This window comes from Tardiphaga sp. 42S5 (genome assembly GCF_034044155.1).
GTDB lineage: Bacteria > Pseudomonadota > Alphaproteobacteria > Rhizobiales > Xanthobacteraceae > Tardiphaga > Tardiphaga robiniae.
Map to the genome: position 1 here is coordinate 3765078 of NZ_CP139027.1, position 18598 is coordinate 3783675.

The window sequence follows — 18598 nt, forward strand, 5'->3', positions numbered from 1 at the left end:
GCTGGCTCGCAGGCGCCCTGACAGGCAAAGGGTTCAACGATGGCAACGATTACTGCAGCGATGGTCAAGGACCTCCGCGAAACCACCGGCGTCGGCATGATGGATTGCAAGAACGCACTGGCTGCCAATGACGGCGACATGCAGGCGTCAATCGACTGGCTGCGCGCGAAGGGCCTGTCCAAGGCCGCCAAGAAGGCTGACCGCGTTGCGGCTGAAGGCCTGATCGGCGTTCTCACTGCCGGCAACAAGGGCGTCGTGGTCGAAGTCAATTCCGAGACCGACTTCGTCGCGCGCAACGATCAGTTCCAGGGCTTGGTCAAGATGATCGCCCAGGTCGCGCTCAAGGTCGGCTCCGACGTTGAGGCCATCAAGGCGCACAAGGTTGGCGACGTCACTGTCGAGACCGCGATCACGGAAGCCATCGCCACCATCGGCGAAAACATGACCCTGCGCCGCGCCGCGACGCTGGAAGTCTCGGCCGGCGTCGTATCGAGCTACGTGCATAACGCCGTGATCGAAGGTCTCGGCAAGATGGGCATCATCGTCGCGCTGGAATCCGCCGGCAAGGCTGACGAGCTCGCGACCCTTGGCAAACAGATCGCGATGCATGTTGCTGCTGCCAACCCGCAGGCGCTGGACTCCGCCGGCCTCGATCCGGCCGTCGTTGCTCGCGAGAAGGAAGTGATGGCGGACAAGTATCGCCAGCAGGGCAAGCCGGACGCGATGATCGAGAAGATCGTCGAGAACGGCCTGAAGACCTATTACAAGGAAGTCTGCCTGCTGGATCAGGCTTTCATCCACGACACCGGCAAGTCGGTGGCGCAGGCCGTCAAGGAAGCCGAAGGCAAGGTTGGCGCGCCGATCAAGCTCGCCGGCTTTGTGCGCTACGCGCTCGGCGAAGGCATCGAGAAGCAGACTTCGGACTTCGCTGCCGAAGTTGCCGCCGCCAGCGGCCAGAAGTAAGACGAATTGGAAGACCTCCCGGCGATCTACGCCGGGAGCTGCCGCCTCGAAAGGAAGCGATCGCATCATGGGTGAGCCGCTCTATCGTCGCGTCGTGATCAAGGTCTCGGGTGAGTCTTTCGCCGGAGGCCAGTCATTCGGTATCGATCAGCCGACCATCGACCGCATCGCCGTCGATCTCATTGCAGCCCAGAAACTTGGTGTCGAAGTCGCGGTCGTCGTCGGTGGCGGCAATATTTTCCGCGGCGTCGAAGTCTCCTCGCGTGGTGTGTCGCGCCCGACCGGCGATAGCATGGGCATGCTCGCTACCGTTATGAACTGCCTGGCACTGGAAGCTGCGATCGAGCGCCACGCCGTGCCGGCCCGCACGCTGTCGGCGATGGTGATGCCGCAGGTCTGCGAACTCTTCACACGTGCTGCCGCACACAAATACCTGTCCGAGGGCCGCATCGTGCTGTTGGCCGGCGGTACCGGCAATCCGTTCTTCACCACCGACACGACCGCAGTGTTGCGCGCTGCCGAGATCGGCGCATCGGCCGTGCTGAAGGCGACCAATGTGGACGGCGTCTACAGCGCCGATCCAAAGAAGGATCCGAACGCGACGCGCTTCGAGCGTCTCAGCCATTCGCAGGCGGTGGAGGGGAACTACAAAGTCATGGATGCGACGGCTTTCGCGCTTGCCCGCGAGACCTCGCTGCCTATCATCGTGTTCTCGATCGCCGAACCGGGTTCGATCGGCGCCATTTTGACTGGTACTGGCCGCGGCACCATCGTCGCGGGCTGATTTTAGACGGGTTCGGAGCGCCATACCCGCTTCGCACCAGCAGGATACAAGGGAGAGCTGCATGGCCACCATGGCCCCATTCGACATCAACGACCTCAAGCGCCGTATGCAGGGCTCGACCCAGTCGCTGAAGCATGAGCTTGGCGGCTTGCGCACCGGACGTGCGGCAGCCTCGATGCTGGAGCCGGTCCAGGTAGAAGCCTATGGCAGCCACATGCCGCTGAACCAGGTTGCGACCGTCAGCGTTCCCGAGCCGCGCCTGCTGTCGGTGCAGGTTTGGGACAAGTCGATGGTCAAGGCGGTGGAAAAGGCGATCGTCGATTCCAACCTCGGCCTTAGCCCGGCAACGGAAGGCCAGATTCTGCGGCTGCGTATTCCCGAATTGAACACCGAGCGCCGCAAGGAACTCGTGAAGGTCGCGCATAAATATGCCGAGGCAGCCAAGGTCGCCGTGCGCCACGTCCGCCGCGACGGTCTCGACATCATCAAGAAGCTCGAGAAGGCTCACGAGATTTCCGAGGACGACCAGAAGCGCCACGATACCGAAGTGCAGAAGGTCACGGACAGCATAATCGCTGAAATCGATCAGTTGCTGGCGGCTAAGGAAAAGGAAATCATGACGGTTTAAGCGTCAGAAGCCGCTTTTAAGCTGTTGAAAAGCGTATGGTCCGCAAATTGGTCACATATGTGCCGGACCATAGGCTGGGGATTTTAATCGATGTCGAATGCCGCCGCGCCCGCAAATGATGGATCGGACCGATCCACGCCTTTGCATGTCGCGATCATCATGGACGGCAATGGGCGCTGGGCTGCAGCGCGGGGGCTTCCGCGCGCCGAAGGCCATCGCCGCGGCGTCGAGGCACTTCGCCGTGTGGTGCGGGCATCCAACGAACTCGGCATCCAATATCTGACGATCTTCTCGTTCAGCTCCGAGAACTGGTCGCGGCCCGCATCCGAGATCAGCGATCTGTTCGGCCTGCTGCGTCGCTTCATCCGCAACGATCTTGCCACGCTGCATCGCGACGGCGTGCGGGTCCGTGTGATTGGAGAGCGCCAGGGCCTCGATTCCGATATCGCGTCATTGCTGAAAGAGGCCGAGGACCTGACGCGGGGCAACACCCAGCTCAATCTCGTGGTCGCCTTCAACTACGGCTCGCGGCACGAGATCGCCACGGCAGCGCAGCGCCTTGCGCGCGAGGTTGCCGAGGGCAAGCGGACGCCCGAAAGCATCAATGTCGATACGCTCGGCCAGTATCTCGACGCGCCTGATATTCCGGACCCGGACCTGATCATCCGCACGTCGGGTGAACAACGGCTATCGAACTTCCTGATGTGGCAGGCTGCCTATAGCGAGTTCGTATTCGTGCCGATCCACTGGCCGGATTTCGACAAGGCCGCGCTGGAAAGCGCCATTGCCGAATATGCCCGCCGCGAGCGGCGCTTCGGTGGTCTCGCCGCGAAAACCGGTTCGTGACCGGCGTGACCCAGAACGACAGTACGCCGAAGCAGGCGGATGACCGGGGGCTGCGCAATCTGCTGATGCGTGTTCTGGCCGCGCTGGTACTGATCCCCGTCGCGATTCTCGCCGCCTATACCGGTGGCTGGCTGTGGTTCGGCCTCGTGACGCTGGTGTCGGTTGGTCTCTTCCTGGAATGGCGGGCCATTGTCGGCAATCATGTCGGCTGGATCGGGCTCGGCGTCGTCTATGCCTTGGCTGCGTTTGCGGCGTCCATTGTCGTGCGCCTCGATCCCGTCTGGGGCTTCTCGGCGCTGATGTTCATTCTGTTGGTGGTCTGGATGACCGATATCGGCGGCTATTTCGCCGGGCGCGGCATCGGCGGCCCGAAACTGTGGCCGCGCGTTAGTCCGAAGAAGACATGGGCCGGCGCCATTGGCGGCTTTGTTCTCAGCCTCGCTGTGGCTGCCGGTTTTGCCATGAATGGTTTGGGCAGCCTGCTGCCGCTGCTCATGATCGCAACCGTGCTGACGGTGCTGTCGCAACTTGGTGATCTCTTCGAGTCCGCAGTAAAGCGCAAATTCGGCGTCAAGGATTCCGGCCAGATCATTCCTGGCCATGGCGGTCTGCTGGATCGCCTCGACGGCTATGTATTCGCGGTGGTTGCTGCCGCGGTGATCGGTCTTTTACGCGGCGGCGCAGATGGCGTCGGCCGCGGTCTTATGGTTTGGTGATTTGATGAGCGCTGTTCCTCTGCGTAATAACAAGCCCGCCGCGTCCAGTCTGCGCAGCATCACTGTCCTCGGTGCGACCGGTTCGATCGGTGACAGCACCATGGATTTGCTACGAGCGTCGCCCGAGCGGTACCAGGTGGAGGCTTTGACGGCTAACGGCAACGTCGAAGGCGTGGTCAAGCTGGCCAAGGAATTCAACGCGCGCTTCGTGGCCGTCGCCGATGAATCCAAGCTGGACGAACTTCGCGCGGCACTCGCCGGCACCGGCATCGCCAGCGGGGCAGGGGATAGCGCGATCGTCGAGGCCGCCGAGCGTCCTGCCGACTGGCTGATGGCTGCCGTATCAGGTGCCGCCGGCTTGAAGCCTGCGCTCGCCGCCGTCGACCGCGGTGCAACGGTTGCACTGGCCAACAAGGAATGCCTCGTTTGCGCCGGCGATTTCTTCATGGATCGCGCCGCCAAAGCTGGCGCCTGCATCCTGCCGGCGGACAGTGAGCACAATGCTCTGTTCCAGGCGCTGGCTTCCGGCAGCCGGGAGGAACTGACCCGCGTGATCATCACAGCCTCGGGCGGACCGTTCCGCACCTGGGCTGCCGCCGATATCGAGCAGGCAACGCTGGCGCAGGCGCTGAAACATCCGAACTGGTCGATGGGGCAGAAAATTACCATCGACTCCGCATCGATGATGAACAAGGGTCTCGAAGTGATCGAGGCGTCCTATCTGTTCGCACTGGCGCCGGACGAAATCGACGTATTGGTACATCCGCAGTCGATCATTCACGGCATGGTCGAGTTCCGCGATTATTCCGTCATGGCGCAGCTCGGTTCGCCCGACATGCGCACGCCGATCGCGCATTGCCTGGGTTGGCCGGACCGCATCCCGGGCCGGGCGGCGCCGCTCGACCTTGCCAAGATCGGGTCGCTGACCTTCGAGGCACCGGATTACGCGCGGTTTCCTGGCCTGAAGCTGGCCTATGACGCGCTGCGCACCGGCAGCGGCGCGACCACCGTCTACAACGCGGCCAACGAGATCGCCGTGGCTGCTTTCACCGCCCAGAAGATCCGCTTTGGCGCCATTGCACGGCTGGTCGAAGCCACCATGAATGAATGGGTGCGGGCAGGGAATTTGGCGCCGTTGTCGTCGGCGGATGACGCCATCGCTGTTGACCATAAAGCGAGAAAAATGGCTGCCACCCTCTTGCCTCAAATTGCCGCAAAGGCATCCTAGAGCATTGGGGACGAGGCCTTTGGCCTCGCGTTAGGGGATCGGGATGCTTGAGTTTTTCCAACATAGTTTCAATACGTTAAGCCACGGCTTTATCGGCTATATCATCCCCTTTCTGTTTGTCCTGACGATCGTGGTGTTCTTCCACGAACTCGGCCACTTCCTGGTTGCCCGCTGGAACGGCGTTAAGGTCCTGACGTTCTCGCTCGGCTTCGGTCCTGAACTCGCCGGCTTCAACGATCGCCATGGCACGCGCTGGAAGATTTCCGCGATTCCGCTTGGCGGCTACGTGAAGTTCTTCGGCGACGAGAGCGAAGCCTCGACCCCCTCAAGCGCCGCGCTGGAAGGCATGACGGCGGATGAGCGCAAGGGCAGCTTCCATCACAAGCGGGTTGGCCAGCGTGCGGCCATCGTGGCTGCTGGTCCGATCGCCAATTTCATCCTCGCGATCGTCATTTTCACCTGCCTGTTCACGTTCTTTGGCAAGCCGAGCACGACCGCCAAAGTCGACAGCATTCAGGCTGGCAGCGCGGCCGAGAAGGCCGGGTTCCAGTCGGGCGACATCATCAAGGCCATCGACGGTAAGGTCATTGGCAGTTTCTCCGACATGCAGCGCATCGTCGGCACCAAGGCCGGCGAGCAGCTGGCCTTCAGCGTCAAGCGCGGCGAAGCCACAGTTGAGCTGAAGGGCACGCCAGAACTTCGCGAAGTCAAAGACAGCTTCGGTAACGTCCATCGTCTCGGCGTCCTCGGCATTACCCGCGCGACAGCGGTTGGCGAAGCGATCACCGAGCGGGTCAATCCGGCGACCGCTTTCGTGCTGGGCGTCAAGGAAACCTGGTTCGTCGTGGACCGTACCATCGCCTATATCGGCGGTGTATTCACCGGACGCGAGGCGGCCGACCAGATCGGCGGTCCGATGCGAATCGCCCAGATCTCGGGGCAGGTGGCGACAATAGGCCTGACCGCCCTGATTCACCTGGCGGCGGTACTGTCGATCTCGATCGGCCTTCTCAACCTGTTTCCGGTGCCGCTTCTCGATGGCGGTCATCTTTTGTTCTATGCCGTCGAAGCCGTTCGTGGGCGCCCGCTGTCGGAGCGCGCGCAGGAGATGGGCTTCCGCATTGGCCTCGGTTTAGTGCTGATGTTGATGGTATTTGCGACCTATAACGACATTCTTCACCTGGCTTCGTCATGATCGAGGCTGGGGGTAACGTGGCCGATGGGCAACGTCTTGGAATGAAATTAGAATTGCAGCGCGAAAGGTCGTTTGCCAGTCAGGTAAAATTGGCTACAAGCTGGGCCACTAAAGGGATTCTGTCAGACCGTAGGGGTGCGGGCTGGCGATGGAATGATAAGGGCGCTTTGCGCATGATTTTTGGTTTGCGGGGTTTCCGGGGCGGCCTTCTTGCTGCTTCGATCTTGGTCGCCATGCCGGTCGCCGTTACAGCGACCGCTGCGCTCGTTTCTTCGACTGCCGTGGCTCAGACTGCCGCTTCGATTGTTGTTGAAGGCAATCGTCGCGTGGATGTGGAGACCATCCGCTCCTATTTCCGTCCCGGCCCGAGCGGCCGGCTGGATCAGGGTACCATTGATGACGGCCTCAAGTCGCTCATCGAGACCGGCCTGTTTCAGGATGTGAAGATCAATCAGGCCGGTGGCCGTCTGGTCGTCAGCGTCGTCGAAAATCCGGTCATTGGCCGTATCGCCTTCGAAGGTAACAAGAAGGTCAAGGACGACCAGCTGAACGCTGAAGTGCAGTCGAAGCCGCGCGGGACGCTGTCGCGCCCGATGGTGCAGGCCGATGCCCAGCGCATTTCCGAAATCTATCGTCGCTCTGGTCGTTATGACGTCAGCGTCGTTCCGGAATTCATCGAGCAGCCGAACAACCGCGTCGACCTGATTTTCACGATCAACGAAGGCGCGAAGACCGGCGTGAAGTCGATCCAGTTCATCGGCAACAACTATTACTCGTCCTACCGCCTCAAGGACGTCATCAAGACCCGTGAATCGAACCTCCTGAGCTTCCTGGCTTCGGGCGACATCTATGATCCGGACCGCATCGAAGCCGATCGCGACCTGATCCGCCGCTATTACCTGAAGAACGGCTTCGCCGACGTTCAGGTCGTCGCCGCGCTCACCGAATACGATCCGAACCAGAAGGGCTTCCTGGTCACCTTCAAGATCGAAGAAGGCCAGCAGTACCGCGTGTCGTCGGTCGACTTCTCGTCCACCATTCCGCAGTTCGATCCGAACTCGCTGCGCAGCTTCTCGCGCGTTGGCGTCGGCTCGCTCTACAACGCGGAAGCGCTGGAGAAGTCGGTCGAGGAAATGCAGATCGAAATGTCCCGCCGCGGCTACGCCTTTGCCGTCGTGCGTCCGCGTGGCGATCGCAATTTCGAATCTCATACCGTCACCATCGGTTTCACGGTGGAAGAGGGCCCGCGCGTCTACATCGAGCGCATCAATGTGCGCGGCAACACGCGTACCCGCGACTATGTCATCCGCCGCGAATTCGATCTCGCCGAAGGCGACGCCTATAATCGCGCGCTGGTTGATCGTGCCGAACGCCGCCTGAAGAACCTCGACTTCTTCAAGAGCGTGAAGGTGACGACCGAGCCCGGCTCATCCAGCGATCGCGTGATCCTGGTCGTCGATCTGGAAGAGAAGTCGACCGGTGACTTCTCGGTCTCGGGCGGCTACTCGACCACCGACGGTGCGCTCGGCGAAGTCAGTGTCTCGGAACGTAACTTCCTCGGTCGCGGTCTGTTTGCGAAGGCATCGGTTCAGTACGGCCAGTATGCCCGTGGCTACTCGCTGTCCTTCGTTGAGCCTTACCTGCTCGACTACCGCGTGGCGCTCGGCCTCGATTTTTATCAGCGCGAGCAGCTGTCCAACAGCTACATCTCATACAACACCAAGACGCTCGGCTTCAGCCCGCGCCTCGGTTTCCAGCTGCGTGAAGATCTCGCGCTGCAGCTGCGCTACTCCGTCTATCAGCAGCAGATTTCGCTCCCGGCGACGTTGAGCAACTGTAACAACCTGCCAGGCAGCCCAACTGCGACCAACACTCCCGGTTATTTGAATTCACTGTTCCCGGGTTCTGTTGATCCAGCCAATGCCAACACTTGGGGTTGTTACGCCGATGGCGAGTCGTCTCTGCCAGTTCGCCGCGAACTGGCCAGCGGCAAGACGCTGACCTCGGCGCTCGGCTACACGCTGAATTACAACACCCTCGACAACAACAAGAACCCGACCGACGGTCTGTTCCTGGAGTTCAAGCAGGACTACGCTGGCGTCGGTGGCGACGTGACCTACCTGAAGACCACGATCGATGCGAAGTACTACACTCCGCTGGTGGCCGACATCGTTGGTTTGCTGCGTGTCCAGGGCGGTATGCTGAACAAGGTCGGCGAAGATATCCGCATGCTGGATCACTTCCAGATGGGTCCGAACCTGGTGCGTGGTTTCGCGCAGAACGGTATCGGTCCGCGTGACATCAGCTACGTTGCGCTGGGATCCTACGGTGACGCACTCGGCGGCACCAAGTATTGGGGCGCTTCGGCCGAATTGCAGATGCCATTCTGGTTCCTGCCGAAGGAAGTTGGCATCAAGGGCGCGGTTTATGCCGATGCCGGCGGTCTCTGGGATTATAAGGGACCGACCAGTTGGGCTCAGACTGGCGAAATCAATGCCGCCGGCTGTGTGCCTGCGAGCCGGACTTCGGTCGGTAACTGCGCCGGCATGACCTATGACGATGGCAATGTCGTCCGGTCGTCGGTCGGTGTTGGCCTGATCTGGCAGTCGCCGTTTGGTCCGCTGCGCTTCGATTACGCAGTGCCGATCACCAAGGGCGCCTATGATCGCGTGCAGCAGTTCAAGTTCGGCGGCGGAACTTCGTTCTGAGTTTGATCTCCGGCCGGACCGCGACGGGTGGAATGGTTCTGCCGACGTTCTTCAAGCAATCGCCGTCGTTGACGCTGGCTGAAATAGCCGCGTCAACGAAGGCACGACTGGTCGACCCGACGCGGGCCGACCAGGTCGTGACTGGCGTAGCCTCGCTCGACGAGGCGGGCCCCCATCACCTGACCTTCTTCGAAAATCTTCGCTACATCGACCAGCTCACCCACACCAAGGCCGGTGCCTGCCTGGTGAGCGAGAGCTTCAAGGGCGATATTCCGGCTCACGTAACGGTGCTGCGCGCCAAACGGCCATTTGCTGCCTTCGTGGAATTGGCGCGCGAACTGCACGCGGACACGCTGCGTCCGGTCTCCGGCTTTGACATTACTGGCATCGCCGCATCCGCCGTCATCCATCCCTCTGCTCAGCTCGAGGATGACGTTACGGTGGATCCGCTGGCCGTGATCGGCCCGGATGTGGAGATCGGTTCCGGCACCATCATCGGTTCTGGCGCGGTGATCGCCGCCGGGGTCAAGATCGGACGCGACTGCAATATCGGCGCCGGCAGCGCGCTGCAGTTCACACTGATCGGCAACAACGTACTCGTTCATCCCGGCTGCAAGTTCGGCCAAGACGGCTTCGGCTTCGTGTTCGGCCGGGACAAGCACATCAAGGTGCCGCAGACCGGCCGTGTCCTGATCCAGAACGACGTCGAGATCGGCGCCGGCACCACTATCGACCGCGGCAGCCTGCGCGATACCGTGATTGGCGAGGGGACCAAAATCGACAATCAGGTCCAGATCGGCCACAATGTGACAATTGGACGGCACTGTGTGATCGCTGCGAAATGTGGCCTTGCAGGCAGCCTGACCATCGGCGACAACGTCGCGCTGGGCGCCATGGTGGGCCTCAACAATCACATTACGATTGGCGATGGCGCGCAGGTCGCGGCAATGGCCGGAGTGAAAGACAGCATTCCGCCGCGCGCGCGGTGGGGTGGCATCTTTGCCCGGCCGACCAAGCAATGGTTCCGCGAGATCCTCGCGGTTGAGAAACTCGCCCGCGAGAGCATGCCGGGAACGGATGCGACGACGCAGGATACGAAAGACGAGGGGCGGGAATGACCCAGGATACAGTAAGCGGTGCCGAGTCACCGATTGTCATTGAAGCGGTTGATATCAACACCATCCTCAAGACCCTGCCGCATCGCTACCCATTCCTGCTGATCGATCGCGTCGTGAATATCCGCAAGGATTTCAGCGGCATTGGTATCAAGAACGTTACCATCAACGAGCCGGCTTTCCTGGGACATTTCCCGGATCGTCCGGTCTATCCTGGCGTGCTGATGATCGAAGGCATGGCGCAGACCGCCGGCGTGATCGGCATCGCGTCGGTTGAAGGGACGGCAAAGCCGCGCGCCGTGTATTTCCTCACCATCGACAAGTGCAAATTCCGCAAGCCGGTGATGCCAGGCGATACCATCGAGTATCACCTGCATCTGATCGGCAAGAAGAAAGCCATGTGGTGGTTCCACGGCGACGCCAAGGTGAATGGCGTCACCGTTGCCGAGGCCGATGTCGGCGCGATGCTGACAGACTGATTGGCACCTACCTGTACGCGATGATGCCATCGAAGACCTCGGTGGCATCATGCGTTTGTAAGTCATGGTACGAGACGTGTCGTAACAGATCGCAATCAGACGTCACTGGACAGGCTGGGGAACCCGCGTTAACCAACGGAAAAACCTAGATATTTGTAGGCAACTTGATGGCTGGGATTGGACTGTTTCGATGAGCAAGATCGACCCGACGGCGCGGATCGAGGATGGTGCTGTCATTGGCGAGGGCGCCGAGATCGGACCCTTCTGCATCATCGGACCGCATGTCACGATCGGTGCAGGCACGAAGCTGCTGTCACATATCAACGTGACGGCGCAGACGACCATCGGCGAGAATTGCACGATCTATCCGTTCGCCTCATTAGGCACGCCTCCGCAGTCGCTCAGCTACAAAGGCGAACTGACCCGGCTGACCATCGGCAATGGCTGTACCATCCGCGAGTCCGTGACCATGAATGCCGGTACTGTCGCCGGCGGTGGCATCACGTCGGTGGGCGATCGCGGTTACTTCATGAACTGCGCCCATGTCGGCCATGATTGCCACGTCGGCAATGACGTGATCTTCGCGACCTCGGCGACGCTTGGCGGTCATTGCGAGATCGGCGATTTCGTTTTCATGGGCGGGCTGTCGGCCGTACACCAGTTCACCCGCATCGGCTCGCAGGTTATGGTCGGCGGCATTTGCGGTGTGCGCGGCGATATCATCCCATTCGGGCTCGTGAATGGCCAGTATGCGGCGCTGGAAGGCCTCAACATCATCGGCATGAAGCGCCGCAAGTTCACCAAGGAGCGCGTCGCCGCCGTGCGCTCGTTCTATCAAAAGCTGTTCCATGGCGCGGGCGTCTTCGCCGAGCGGCTCGAGCGCGTGCAGCCCTTGGCGAATGACGATCCGGCGATTGCAGAAATCCTGACATTCATTGCCGGCGCCAAACATCGCGCGCTGTGCCTGCCCGAGGATAGCAAGAGCAGTTCCTGAATTCGGGTATCGCGGGACGAAGCATGACTGACCAGGCTCAAATACAGCACCCGCAAGTACATCCGTCGATTGGCTCGCCGTTTGGCATTATTGCCGGCGGCGGCTCGCTGCCCTTCGCCGTCGCGGACTCGCTGCAGGCACGTGGCATCAAGCCTGTCGTGTTCGCGCTGAAGGGCTTCTGCGATCCGGCGCTGGTGGCGCGATTTCAGCACCACTGGATTCCCATCGGCCAGTTTGGCCGTTTGCTGAAGCTGATGCGCAGCGAAAATTGCCGGGATCTCACGTTCATCGGCACGCTTGTGCGGCCGGCAATCTCCGAGATCAGGCTGGACTGGGCAACGCTTCGCGTGATGCCGAAAGTGTTTCGCGCGTTTCGCGGCGGTGACGATCACTTGCTGACGAGTATCAGCCGCCTGTTCGAGCATGAAGGTTTTCGTCTGCTGGGGATCAAGGACGTCGCGTCCGATGTGCTGATGCCGGCGGGTAGCGTAACACGTGCCGTACCGGATCAAGATGCTGAAGCCGATATCGCGCGTGGGCGCGACGTCCTGCGCGCCTTGAGCCCGTTCGATATCGGCCAGGCGACCGTGGTGATCGACGGCCATGTGGTCGGGATCGAGGATATCGAAGGTACCGATGGATTGCTGGCCCGCGTGGCGCTTCTGCGTGAGCAGGGACGTATTCGCGCCAAGGCAGGGCGGGGTGTACTGGTGAAGGCACCGAAGAGCGGTCAGGATCTGCGTTTCGATCTGCCGACATTGGGGCCGCGGACCATAGAGCGCGCTGCGGCTGCGAAGCTCGCCGGCATCGCCATCGTCGCAGGCAATACGATCGTCGCCGAACCGCAGCAGATGATTGTCGCTGCCGATGCCGCAGGTCTTTTCGTGACGGGACTGCCGACGTGACGAAGACGATCTATCTCATCGCCACAGAAGAATCCGGCGACCGTCTCGGCTCAGCGCTGATGAAGGTGCTGCGCCAGCGGCTCGGCGACGATGTGCGCTTTGAAGGCGTTGGTGGTTCGTCGATGGCACGTGAAGGTCTGCAGTCACTATTTCCTATCGAAGAGCTTTCCATCATCGGCCTTGCCGCCGTCCTACGGAAGTTGCCGTCGATCCTGAAGCTCATCACGCGCGCGACCGAGGACATCTTGCGGGCCAGACCCGACGTGCTGGTCATCATCGACAGCCCGGACTTCACCCATCGCGTCGCCAAGCGTGTGCGCCAGCGCGATCCCTCCATTCCCGTCGTCAACTATGTGTCGCCAACGGTGTGGGCGTGGCGGCCGGGGCGCGCGAAGGCGATGCGCGCTTATGTCGACCATGTGCTGGCGCTGCTGCCGTTCGAGCCGGAGGCCCATCAGCGGCTCGGCGGACCGCCATGCACCTATGTCGGTCATCCCCTGATCGAGCAGATCGATGCGCTGCGTCCCAATGCGGACGAGCAGGCGCGTCGCGAAACGAAGCCGCCGGTGCTGCTGGTGCTGCCCGGTAGCCGTCGCAGCGAGATCCGCCATCACATGGCGACCTTTGGTGCCACGCTCGATCTGCTGCAAAAGCGGGGCACACGATTCGAACTGATCCTGCCGACCATGCCGCATCTCGTCGAGGTCATCGCCGAAGCGCTCAAGGCGTGGCCAGTGCAGCCGCGGATCGTTGTGGGCGAAACAGAGAAGCGCGCCGCGTTCCGCATCGCGCATGCGGCCTTTGCCAAGTCGGGGACGGTGACATTGGAGCTTGCATTGTCAGGCGTGCCGATGGTCACAGCCTACAAGGCCGGCAGTGTCGAGGCCTGGATCATCCGCCGCCGCATCACATCATCGTCGGTGATCCTCGCCAATCTGGTGATCGGCGAGAACGTCATTCCGGAGTTCATCCAGGAAGACTGCACGCCGGAGAAGCTCGCGGCGTCGTTGCAAGAGGTGCTGGCAGACACGCCGATGCGGCGGCGTCAGGTCGAAGCGCTGGCGCGGCTCGACGGGATCATGGCGACCGGCGAGGCGTCGCCCAGCGTCGGTGCGGCCAATGTCGTGCTGGCCACGATGCGGAAGAGTTGAAGGCCTCAATTCAAGAGATTGCAGCGAAACAAAAACGGCGGATCTTGCGATCCGCCGTATTGATTTTCGCACTCTGCGAAACGACGTCTTAGGCGCGCTTGGCGATATCCACGTAGTCGCGGCGGGCAGCACCCGTGTAGAGCTGGCGCGGACGGCCGATCTTCTGCTGCGGATCGCCGATCATCTCGCTCCACTGGCTGATCCAGCCGACGGTGCGGGCAACCGCGAACAGCACGGTGAACATCGAGGTCGGGAAGCCCATCGCCTTCAGCGTGATACCCGAATAGAAATCGACATTCGGGTACAGCTTGCGGTCGATGAAGTACTGATCCGACAGCGCGATCTTCTCGAGCTCCATCGCAACGGCGAGCATCTCGTCGCCACCGTGACCGGTTTCCTTGAGAACCTCGTGGCAGGCCTGCTGCATCAGCTTGGCGCGCGGATCGTAGTTCTTATAGACGCGGTGACCGAAGCCCATCAGGCGGACGCTGGAATTCTTGTCCTTCACCTTGGCGATGAATTCCGGAATCTTGTCGACGGTGCCGATCTCGGCGAGCATCTGCAATGCGGCTTCGTTGGCACCGCCATGCGCCGGTCCCCACAGGCAGGCGATGCCGGCGGCGATGCAGGCGAACGGATTGGCGCCCGACGAACCGGCGATGCGGACCGTTGAGGTCGATGCGTTCTGCTCATGGTCAGCGTGCAGCGTGAAGATCTTGTCCAGCGCTTTGGCGAGCACCGGATTGACCTTGTACTCCTCGCACGGCACGGCGAAGCACATCTTCATGAAGTTCGCCGCGAAATCGAGCGAGTTGGTCGGATACACGAAGGGCTGACCGATCGTGTACTTGTAGGCCATCGCCGCGAGCGTCGGGATCTTGGCGATCATGCGGATCGACGCGATGTCGCGCTGCTTCGGATCGTTGATATCAGTTGAGTCGTGGTAGAAAGCGGCGAGGGCGCCAACCGACGCGACCATCACGGCCATCGGATGCGCGTCGCGGCGGAAGCCCTGGAAAAAGCGGCTCATCTGGTCGTGAACCATGGTGTGGTTCGTGACCAATGCGTCGAATTTTGCCTTCTGCGCCTTGGTCGGGAGTTCCCCGTACAGCAGCAGATAGCAGGTCTCGAGGAAGTCCCCCTTCTCGGCGAGCTGCTCGATGGGGTAGCCGCGGTATTCGAGGATACCGGCATCGCCATCGATATAGGTGATCTTGGACTGGCAGCTGCCCGTCGACGTGAAGCCGGGATCGTAGGTGAACATCCCGGACTGGGCGTAGAGCTTGCCGATGTCGATGACATCAGGGCCGACGGTCCCGCTGTGGATCGGCAGTTCGAAGCTCTTGCCGTCGACTGTCAGCGTTGCGGATTTGGTATTGGTTTTTGCGTCCATCGCGTGGTCCCCGATGAGATCGTTGAGGGGCCGGCAAGCCACCGACATTTCAGGAGAAATGGGGAGGCTAGCCGGGAATTCCAGAGCATTCGCCAGAATGCGTAGCGTATTGCTGTGTGCGCTGCAAGGCGGGCAAAAGCAGCCTACAGCTATGCTAAATAGATGCCTGATCGGCGAGCCGGTCCAGGCATTCCTGCCGTCCCAATACCGCCAGAACATCGAAAATGCCGGGCGATGTGGTCTTGCCGGTCAGCGCCACGCGAAGCGGTTGCGCAACCCCGCCAAGCTTGATGCCAGCTTCCTCGGCAAAGGCGCGGGTAGCGGCTTCGGCATTTGCTGCGGTCCAGTCGGTGACGGCTTCCAGTGCCGTGCGCAACTTGCCGATCAGCAGACGGGTTTCCGGCGTCAGCGCGGCCTGCGCCTTCGGCTCCATCACCAGTGGGCGATCGGCAAAGATGAAGTTGGCGCCGTCGATCAGTTCGATCAGCGTCTTGGCGCGTTCCTTCAGGCCGGGCATGGCGCGCAACAGCTGGGCGCGCGTGGTGTCGTTGAGCTTCGCCTTCAGTTCGGCGCCGCCGGGCACGTAATTCAGCACGTCCTCGAACATGGTCACGAGGGATTGATCGTCGGTGTGGCGGATGTAGTGACCGTTGAGATTTTCGAGCTTGGCGAAATCGAAGCGCGCGGCGGAGCGGCCGATCCCCGACAGGTCGAAGGCGTCGATCATCTCCTGGGTCGAGAAGATTTCCTGATCGCCATGGCTCCAGCCGAGCCGCACCAGGTAATTCCGTAGAGCGGCCGGCACATATCCCAGCGCGCGATAGGCTTCGACGCCGAGCGCACCGTGGCGCTTCGACAGTTTCGAACCATCAGGCCCATGGATCAGCGGAATATGCGACATGCTGGGCACGGTCCAGCCGAGCGCGTCGTAGATCTGCTTCTGGCGCGCGGCGTTGATCAGATGGTCGTCGCCGCGGATCACGTGCGTCACGCCCATGTCATGGTCGTCCACCACCACCGCCAGCATGTAGGTCGGATTGCCGTCGCCACGCAGCAGCACGAGGTCGTCGAGATTTTCGTTCTGCCAGACTACACGGCCCTGTACTTGATCCTCGATCACGGTCTCGCCGGTGAGCGGCGCCTTCAGGCGGATCGTCGGTTTGACGTCGGGGCGCGGATCCGACGGATCACGGTCGCGCCACAGCCCGTTATAGAGCTTGGACTTGCCCTCGGCGCGGGCGGTCTCGCGCATCTGCTGCAGTTCCTCGGCGCTGGCATAGCAGTAATAGGCCTTGCCCTCGGCCAGCAGCTGTTCGGCGACTTCGCGGTGCCGGCCGGCACGGGCAAACTGGAAGACGGTGTCGCCGTCCCATTCGATGCCCAGCCACTTCAACCCGTCGATAATGGCGTCGATCGCGGCATCCGTTGAACGCTCGCGATCCGTATCCTCGATCCGCAGCAGCATCTTGCCGCCGGTCTTCTTGGCATAGAGCCAGTTAAACAGCGCGGTGCGTCCACCGCCGATGTGGAGGAAGCCGGTCGGCGAGGGGGCGAAACGGGTAACGACGGGAGCGGTCATATCAGCGGGTTCGATCGAGTTCGGTGTGAGTGTTGGCGGGCGTTTATCACAACGACAGGGCGCTGTCTCACGGCGAATAAACGCGGATTTGGGGTCGGAACCGCATCGGAAAAGGCCCTTTCGCGGGACCCGGCCCCTGATCCGGCCTTGGCGCGGCCTTCCGGATTTGGCACATAGGGCGCAGCTTGAAAGGCAGCAAATGACAGACGAATCGGTATCCGACGCAGGCCGTGACTTCATCCGCGACATCGTTGCGGCGGACCTGCAATCCGGTAAGCACAAGAGCGTGGTGACGCGCTTTCCGCCGGAGCCCAACGGCTACCTGCATCTCGGCCATGCCAAGTCGATCTGCCTGAATTTCGGCGTTGCCGAGGAATTCGGCGGCCACTGCAACCTGCGTTTCGACGACACCAATCCGACCAAGGAAGAGCAGGAATATATCGACGCCATCCAGCGCGACGTCCGCTGGCTCGGCTTCGACTGGGGCGAGGGCAACCTGCATTACGCCTCGGACTATTTCGAGCAGCTCTATGACTGGGCGGTACACCTGATCCGCGCCGGCAAGGCCTATGTCGATGACCAGTCGCAGGAAGAAATCCGCTTTAAGCGTGGCACCCTGACGGAGCCCGGCCAGAACAGCCCGTTCCGCGACCGTTCGGTTGATGAGAACCTCGATCTGTTCGCGCGGATGCGTGCCGGCGAATTCCCGAACGGCGCCCGCGTGCTGCGCGCCAAGATCGACATGTCGTCGGGCAACATCAACCTGCGCGATCCCGTGATCTATCGCATCCTGCATGCGCATCATCCGCGCACGGGCACCGCCTGGAGCATCTATCCGAGCTACGACTTCGCGCACGGTCAGTCGGATGCCATCGAACACGTGACGCATTCGATCTGCACGCTCGAATTCGAGGATCACCGGCCGCTTTACGACTGGTGCCTGGAAAACCTGCCGGTGCCGTCGCGGCCGCATCAGTATGAATTCGCGCGCCTCAACATGACCTACACGCTGCTGTCGAAGCGCGTGCTGACCGAACTCGTCCGCGGTGGCCATGTCACCGGCTGGGACGATCCACGGATGCCGACGCTCGCCGGCCTGCAGCGCCGCGGCATTCCCGCTGAAGCGCTGCGCGAGTTCGTCAAGCGCATCGGCGTTGCCAAGGCCAATTCGACCGTTGATATCTCGATGTTCGACTTCGCCGTGCGCGAGACACTGAACCGCACGGCACAGCGCCGCATGGCTGTGCTGAAGCCGCTCAAGGTGGTGATCGAGAACTATCCCGAAGGTCAGACCGAACAGCTCGAAGCGGTCAATCATCCCGATGATGAAGTGCTGGGCACGCGGCAGATCCCGTTCGGCCGCGAGCTCTACATCGAGCATGACGACTTCATGGAAGAGCCGCCGAAGAAATTCTTCCGCATGGCGCCAGGCCGCGAGGTCCGTTTGCGTTACGGCTATTTCATCACCTGCAAGGACGTGATCAAGAACGCTGCCGGCGAGGTGGTCGAACTGCGCTGCACCTATGATCCGGAAACCCGGGGCGGCAATGCGCCGGACGGCCGCAAGGTCAAGGCGACGATCCATTGGGTGAGCGCTGCAGATGCCGTGCAGGCGGAAGTGCGCGTCTACAATCAGCTGTTCGCCGATCCGCAGCCCAATGCGACCGAGTTCGCATCGCAGCTCAATCCGGACTCGCTGGAGACGCTGACCGGCGCCATGCTTGAGCCGGCGCTGGCGAGCGACAACACAAGCGATGTCGTGCAGTTCGAGCGCCAGGGTTATTTCTGTCGCGACAAGGATTCAGCGCCGGGCAAGCTGGTCTTCAACCGTACCGTCGGTCTGCGCGATAGCTACGCCAAGCTCGCTTGAGCAACCCCAGGGATTAGTTTTCGTATTCTGCATCCGTTCCGCTA

The 18598-nt window shown here is 61.5% G+C and carries 16 protein-coding genes; 14 read left to right on the forward strand and 2 right to left on the reverse strand.

Annotation, left to right across the window (positions count from 1 at the left end; all coding sequences use genetic code 11):
- Positions 1-39: 39 nt before the first annotated feature.
- The 13 genes from tsf (at position 40) to lpxB (ending at position 13712) form a co-directional block, all read left to right on the forward strand.
- Positions 40-963: a translation elongation factor Ts gene (gene tsf / locus SFY93_RS17420; protein WP_320443994.1), complete on the forward strand. Its 924-nt coding sequence runs from the start codon at positions 40-42 to the stop codon at positions 961-963.
- A gap of 67 nt (positions 964-1030) precedes the next feature.
- Positions 1031-1747 (forward strand): UMP kinase, encoded by a 717-nt coding sequence (gene pyrH, locus SFY93_RS17425; RefSeq protein ID WP_068730867.1) that lies wholly within the window; start codon positions 1031-1033, stop codon positions 1745-1747.
- A 70-nt stretch (positions 1748-1817) separates the two neighbouring features.
- Positions 1818-2375 carry a ribosome recycling factor gene (gene frr, locus SFY93_RS17430; protein ID WP_374725665.1) on the forward strand — a complete coding sequence of 186 codons (558 nt, stop codon included), beginning with the start codon at positions 1818-1820 and terminating at the stop codon, positions 2373-2375.
- A 90-nt stretch (positions 2376-2465) separates the two neighbouring features.
- Complete coding sequence (locus SFY93_RS17435) at positions 2466-3221, forward strand: isoprenyl transferase (RefSeq protein WP_068730865.1); 756 nt, start codon at positions 2466-2468, stop codon at positions 3219-3221.
- 5 nt (positions 3222-3226) lie between these two features.
- A complete protein-coding gene (locus SFY93_RS17440) occupies positions 3227-3937 on the forward strand; it encodes a phosphatidate cytidylyltransferase (protein ID WP_320447796.1) in 711 nt (236 codons plus the stop codon).
- Positions 3938-3941: 4 nt separating this feature from the next.
- The gene (gene dxr, locus SFY93_RS17445; RefSeq protein ID WP_093758765.1) at positions 3942-5165 is read left to right on the forward strand and encodes a 1-deoxy-D-xylulose-5-phosphate reductoisomerase; all 1224 of its coding nucleotides are present in this window, start codon (positions 3942-3944) and stop codon (positions 5163-5165) included.
- A 43-nt stretch (positions 5166-5208) separates the two neighbouring features.
- A complete protein-coding gene (rseP, locus tag SFY93_RS17450; protein ID WP_320443995.1) occupies positions 5209-6360 on the forward strand; it encodes an RIP metalloprotease RseP in 1152 nt (383 codons plus the stop codon).
- Between the two features lie 173 nt (positions 6361-6533).
- Entirely contained in the window at positions 6534-9068 is a 2535-nt protein-coding gene (gene bamA, locus SFY93_RS17455; RefSeq protein ID WP_093758764.1) for an outer membrane protein assembly factor BamA, read from the forward strand.
- A 32-nt stretch (positions 9069-9100) separates the two neighbouring features.
- Positions 9101-10186 (forward strand): UDP-3-O-(3-hydroxymyristoyl)glucosamine N-acyltransferase, encoded by a 1086-nt coding sequence (gene lpxD, locus SFY93_RS17460; RefSeq protein ID WP_320443996.1) that lies wholly within the window; start codon positions 9101-9103, stop codon positions 10184-10186.
- The gene (gene fabZ / locus SFY93_RS17465) at positions 10183-10662 is read left to right on the forward strand and encodes a 3-hydroxyacyl-ACP dehydratase FabZ (RefSeq protein WP_320443997.1); all 480 of its coding nucleotides are present in this window, start codon (positions 10183-10185) and stop codon (positions 10660-10662) included. Before lpxD ends, fabZ begins: the two co-directional genes overlap by 4 nt.
- Positions 10663-10852: 190 nt before the next feature.
- Positions 10853-11656 carry an acyl-ACP--UDP-N-acetylglucosamine O-acyltransferase gene (gene lpxA / locus SFY93_RS17470; RefSeq protein ID WP_320443998.1) on the forward strand — a complete coding sequence of 268 codons (804 nt, stop codon included), beginning with the start codon at positions 10853-10855 and terminating at the stop codon, positions 11654-11656.
- 23 nt (positions 11657-11679) lie between these two features.
- Entirely contained in the window at positions 11680-12561 is an 882-nt protein-coding gene (locus tag SFY93_RS17475) for an LpxI family protein (RefSeq protein WP_320443999.1), read from the forward strand.
- Entirely contained in the window at positions 12558-13712 is a 1155-nt protein-coding gene (gene lpxB / locus SFY93_RS17480; RefSeq protein WP_320444000.1) for a lipid-A-disaccharide synthase, read from the forward strand. The genes SFY93_RS17475 and lpxB overlap by 4 nt, the downstream gene beginning before the upstream one ends.
- Before the next feature lie 88 nt (positions 13713-13800).
- Here the strand turns inward: lpxB and gltA are convergent, their stop codons facing one another.
- Together gltA and gltX are read right to left on the reverse strand one after the other, a co-directional pair.
- Positions 13801-15105 (reverse strand): citrate synthase, encoded by a 1305-nt coding sequence (gene gltA, locus SFY93_RS17485; protein ID WP_089264726.1) that lies wholly within the window; start codon positions 15103-15105, stop codon positions 13801-13803.
- Between the two features lie 154 nt (positions 15106-15259).
- Positions 15260-16684 (reverse strand): glutamate--tRNA ligase, encoded by a 1425-nt coding sequence (gene gltX / locus SFY93_RS17490; RefSeq protein WP_320444001.1) that lies wholly within the window; start codon positions 16682-16684, stop codon positions 15260-15262.
- A 199-nt stretch (positions 16685-16883) separates the two neighbouring features.
- On the opposite strand from gltX, the gene SFY93_RS17495 reads away from it, so the two are divergent.
- Positions 16884-18554 carry a glutamine--tRNA ligase/YqeY domain fusion protein gene (locus tag SFY93_RS17495; protein WP_320444002.1) on the forward strand — a complete coding sequence of 557 codons (1671 nt, stop codon included), beginning with the start codon at positions 16884-16886 and terminating at the stop codon, positions 18552-18554.
- Positions 18555-18598: the final 44 nt, after the last annotated feature.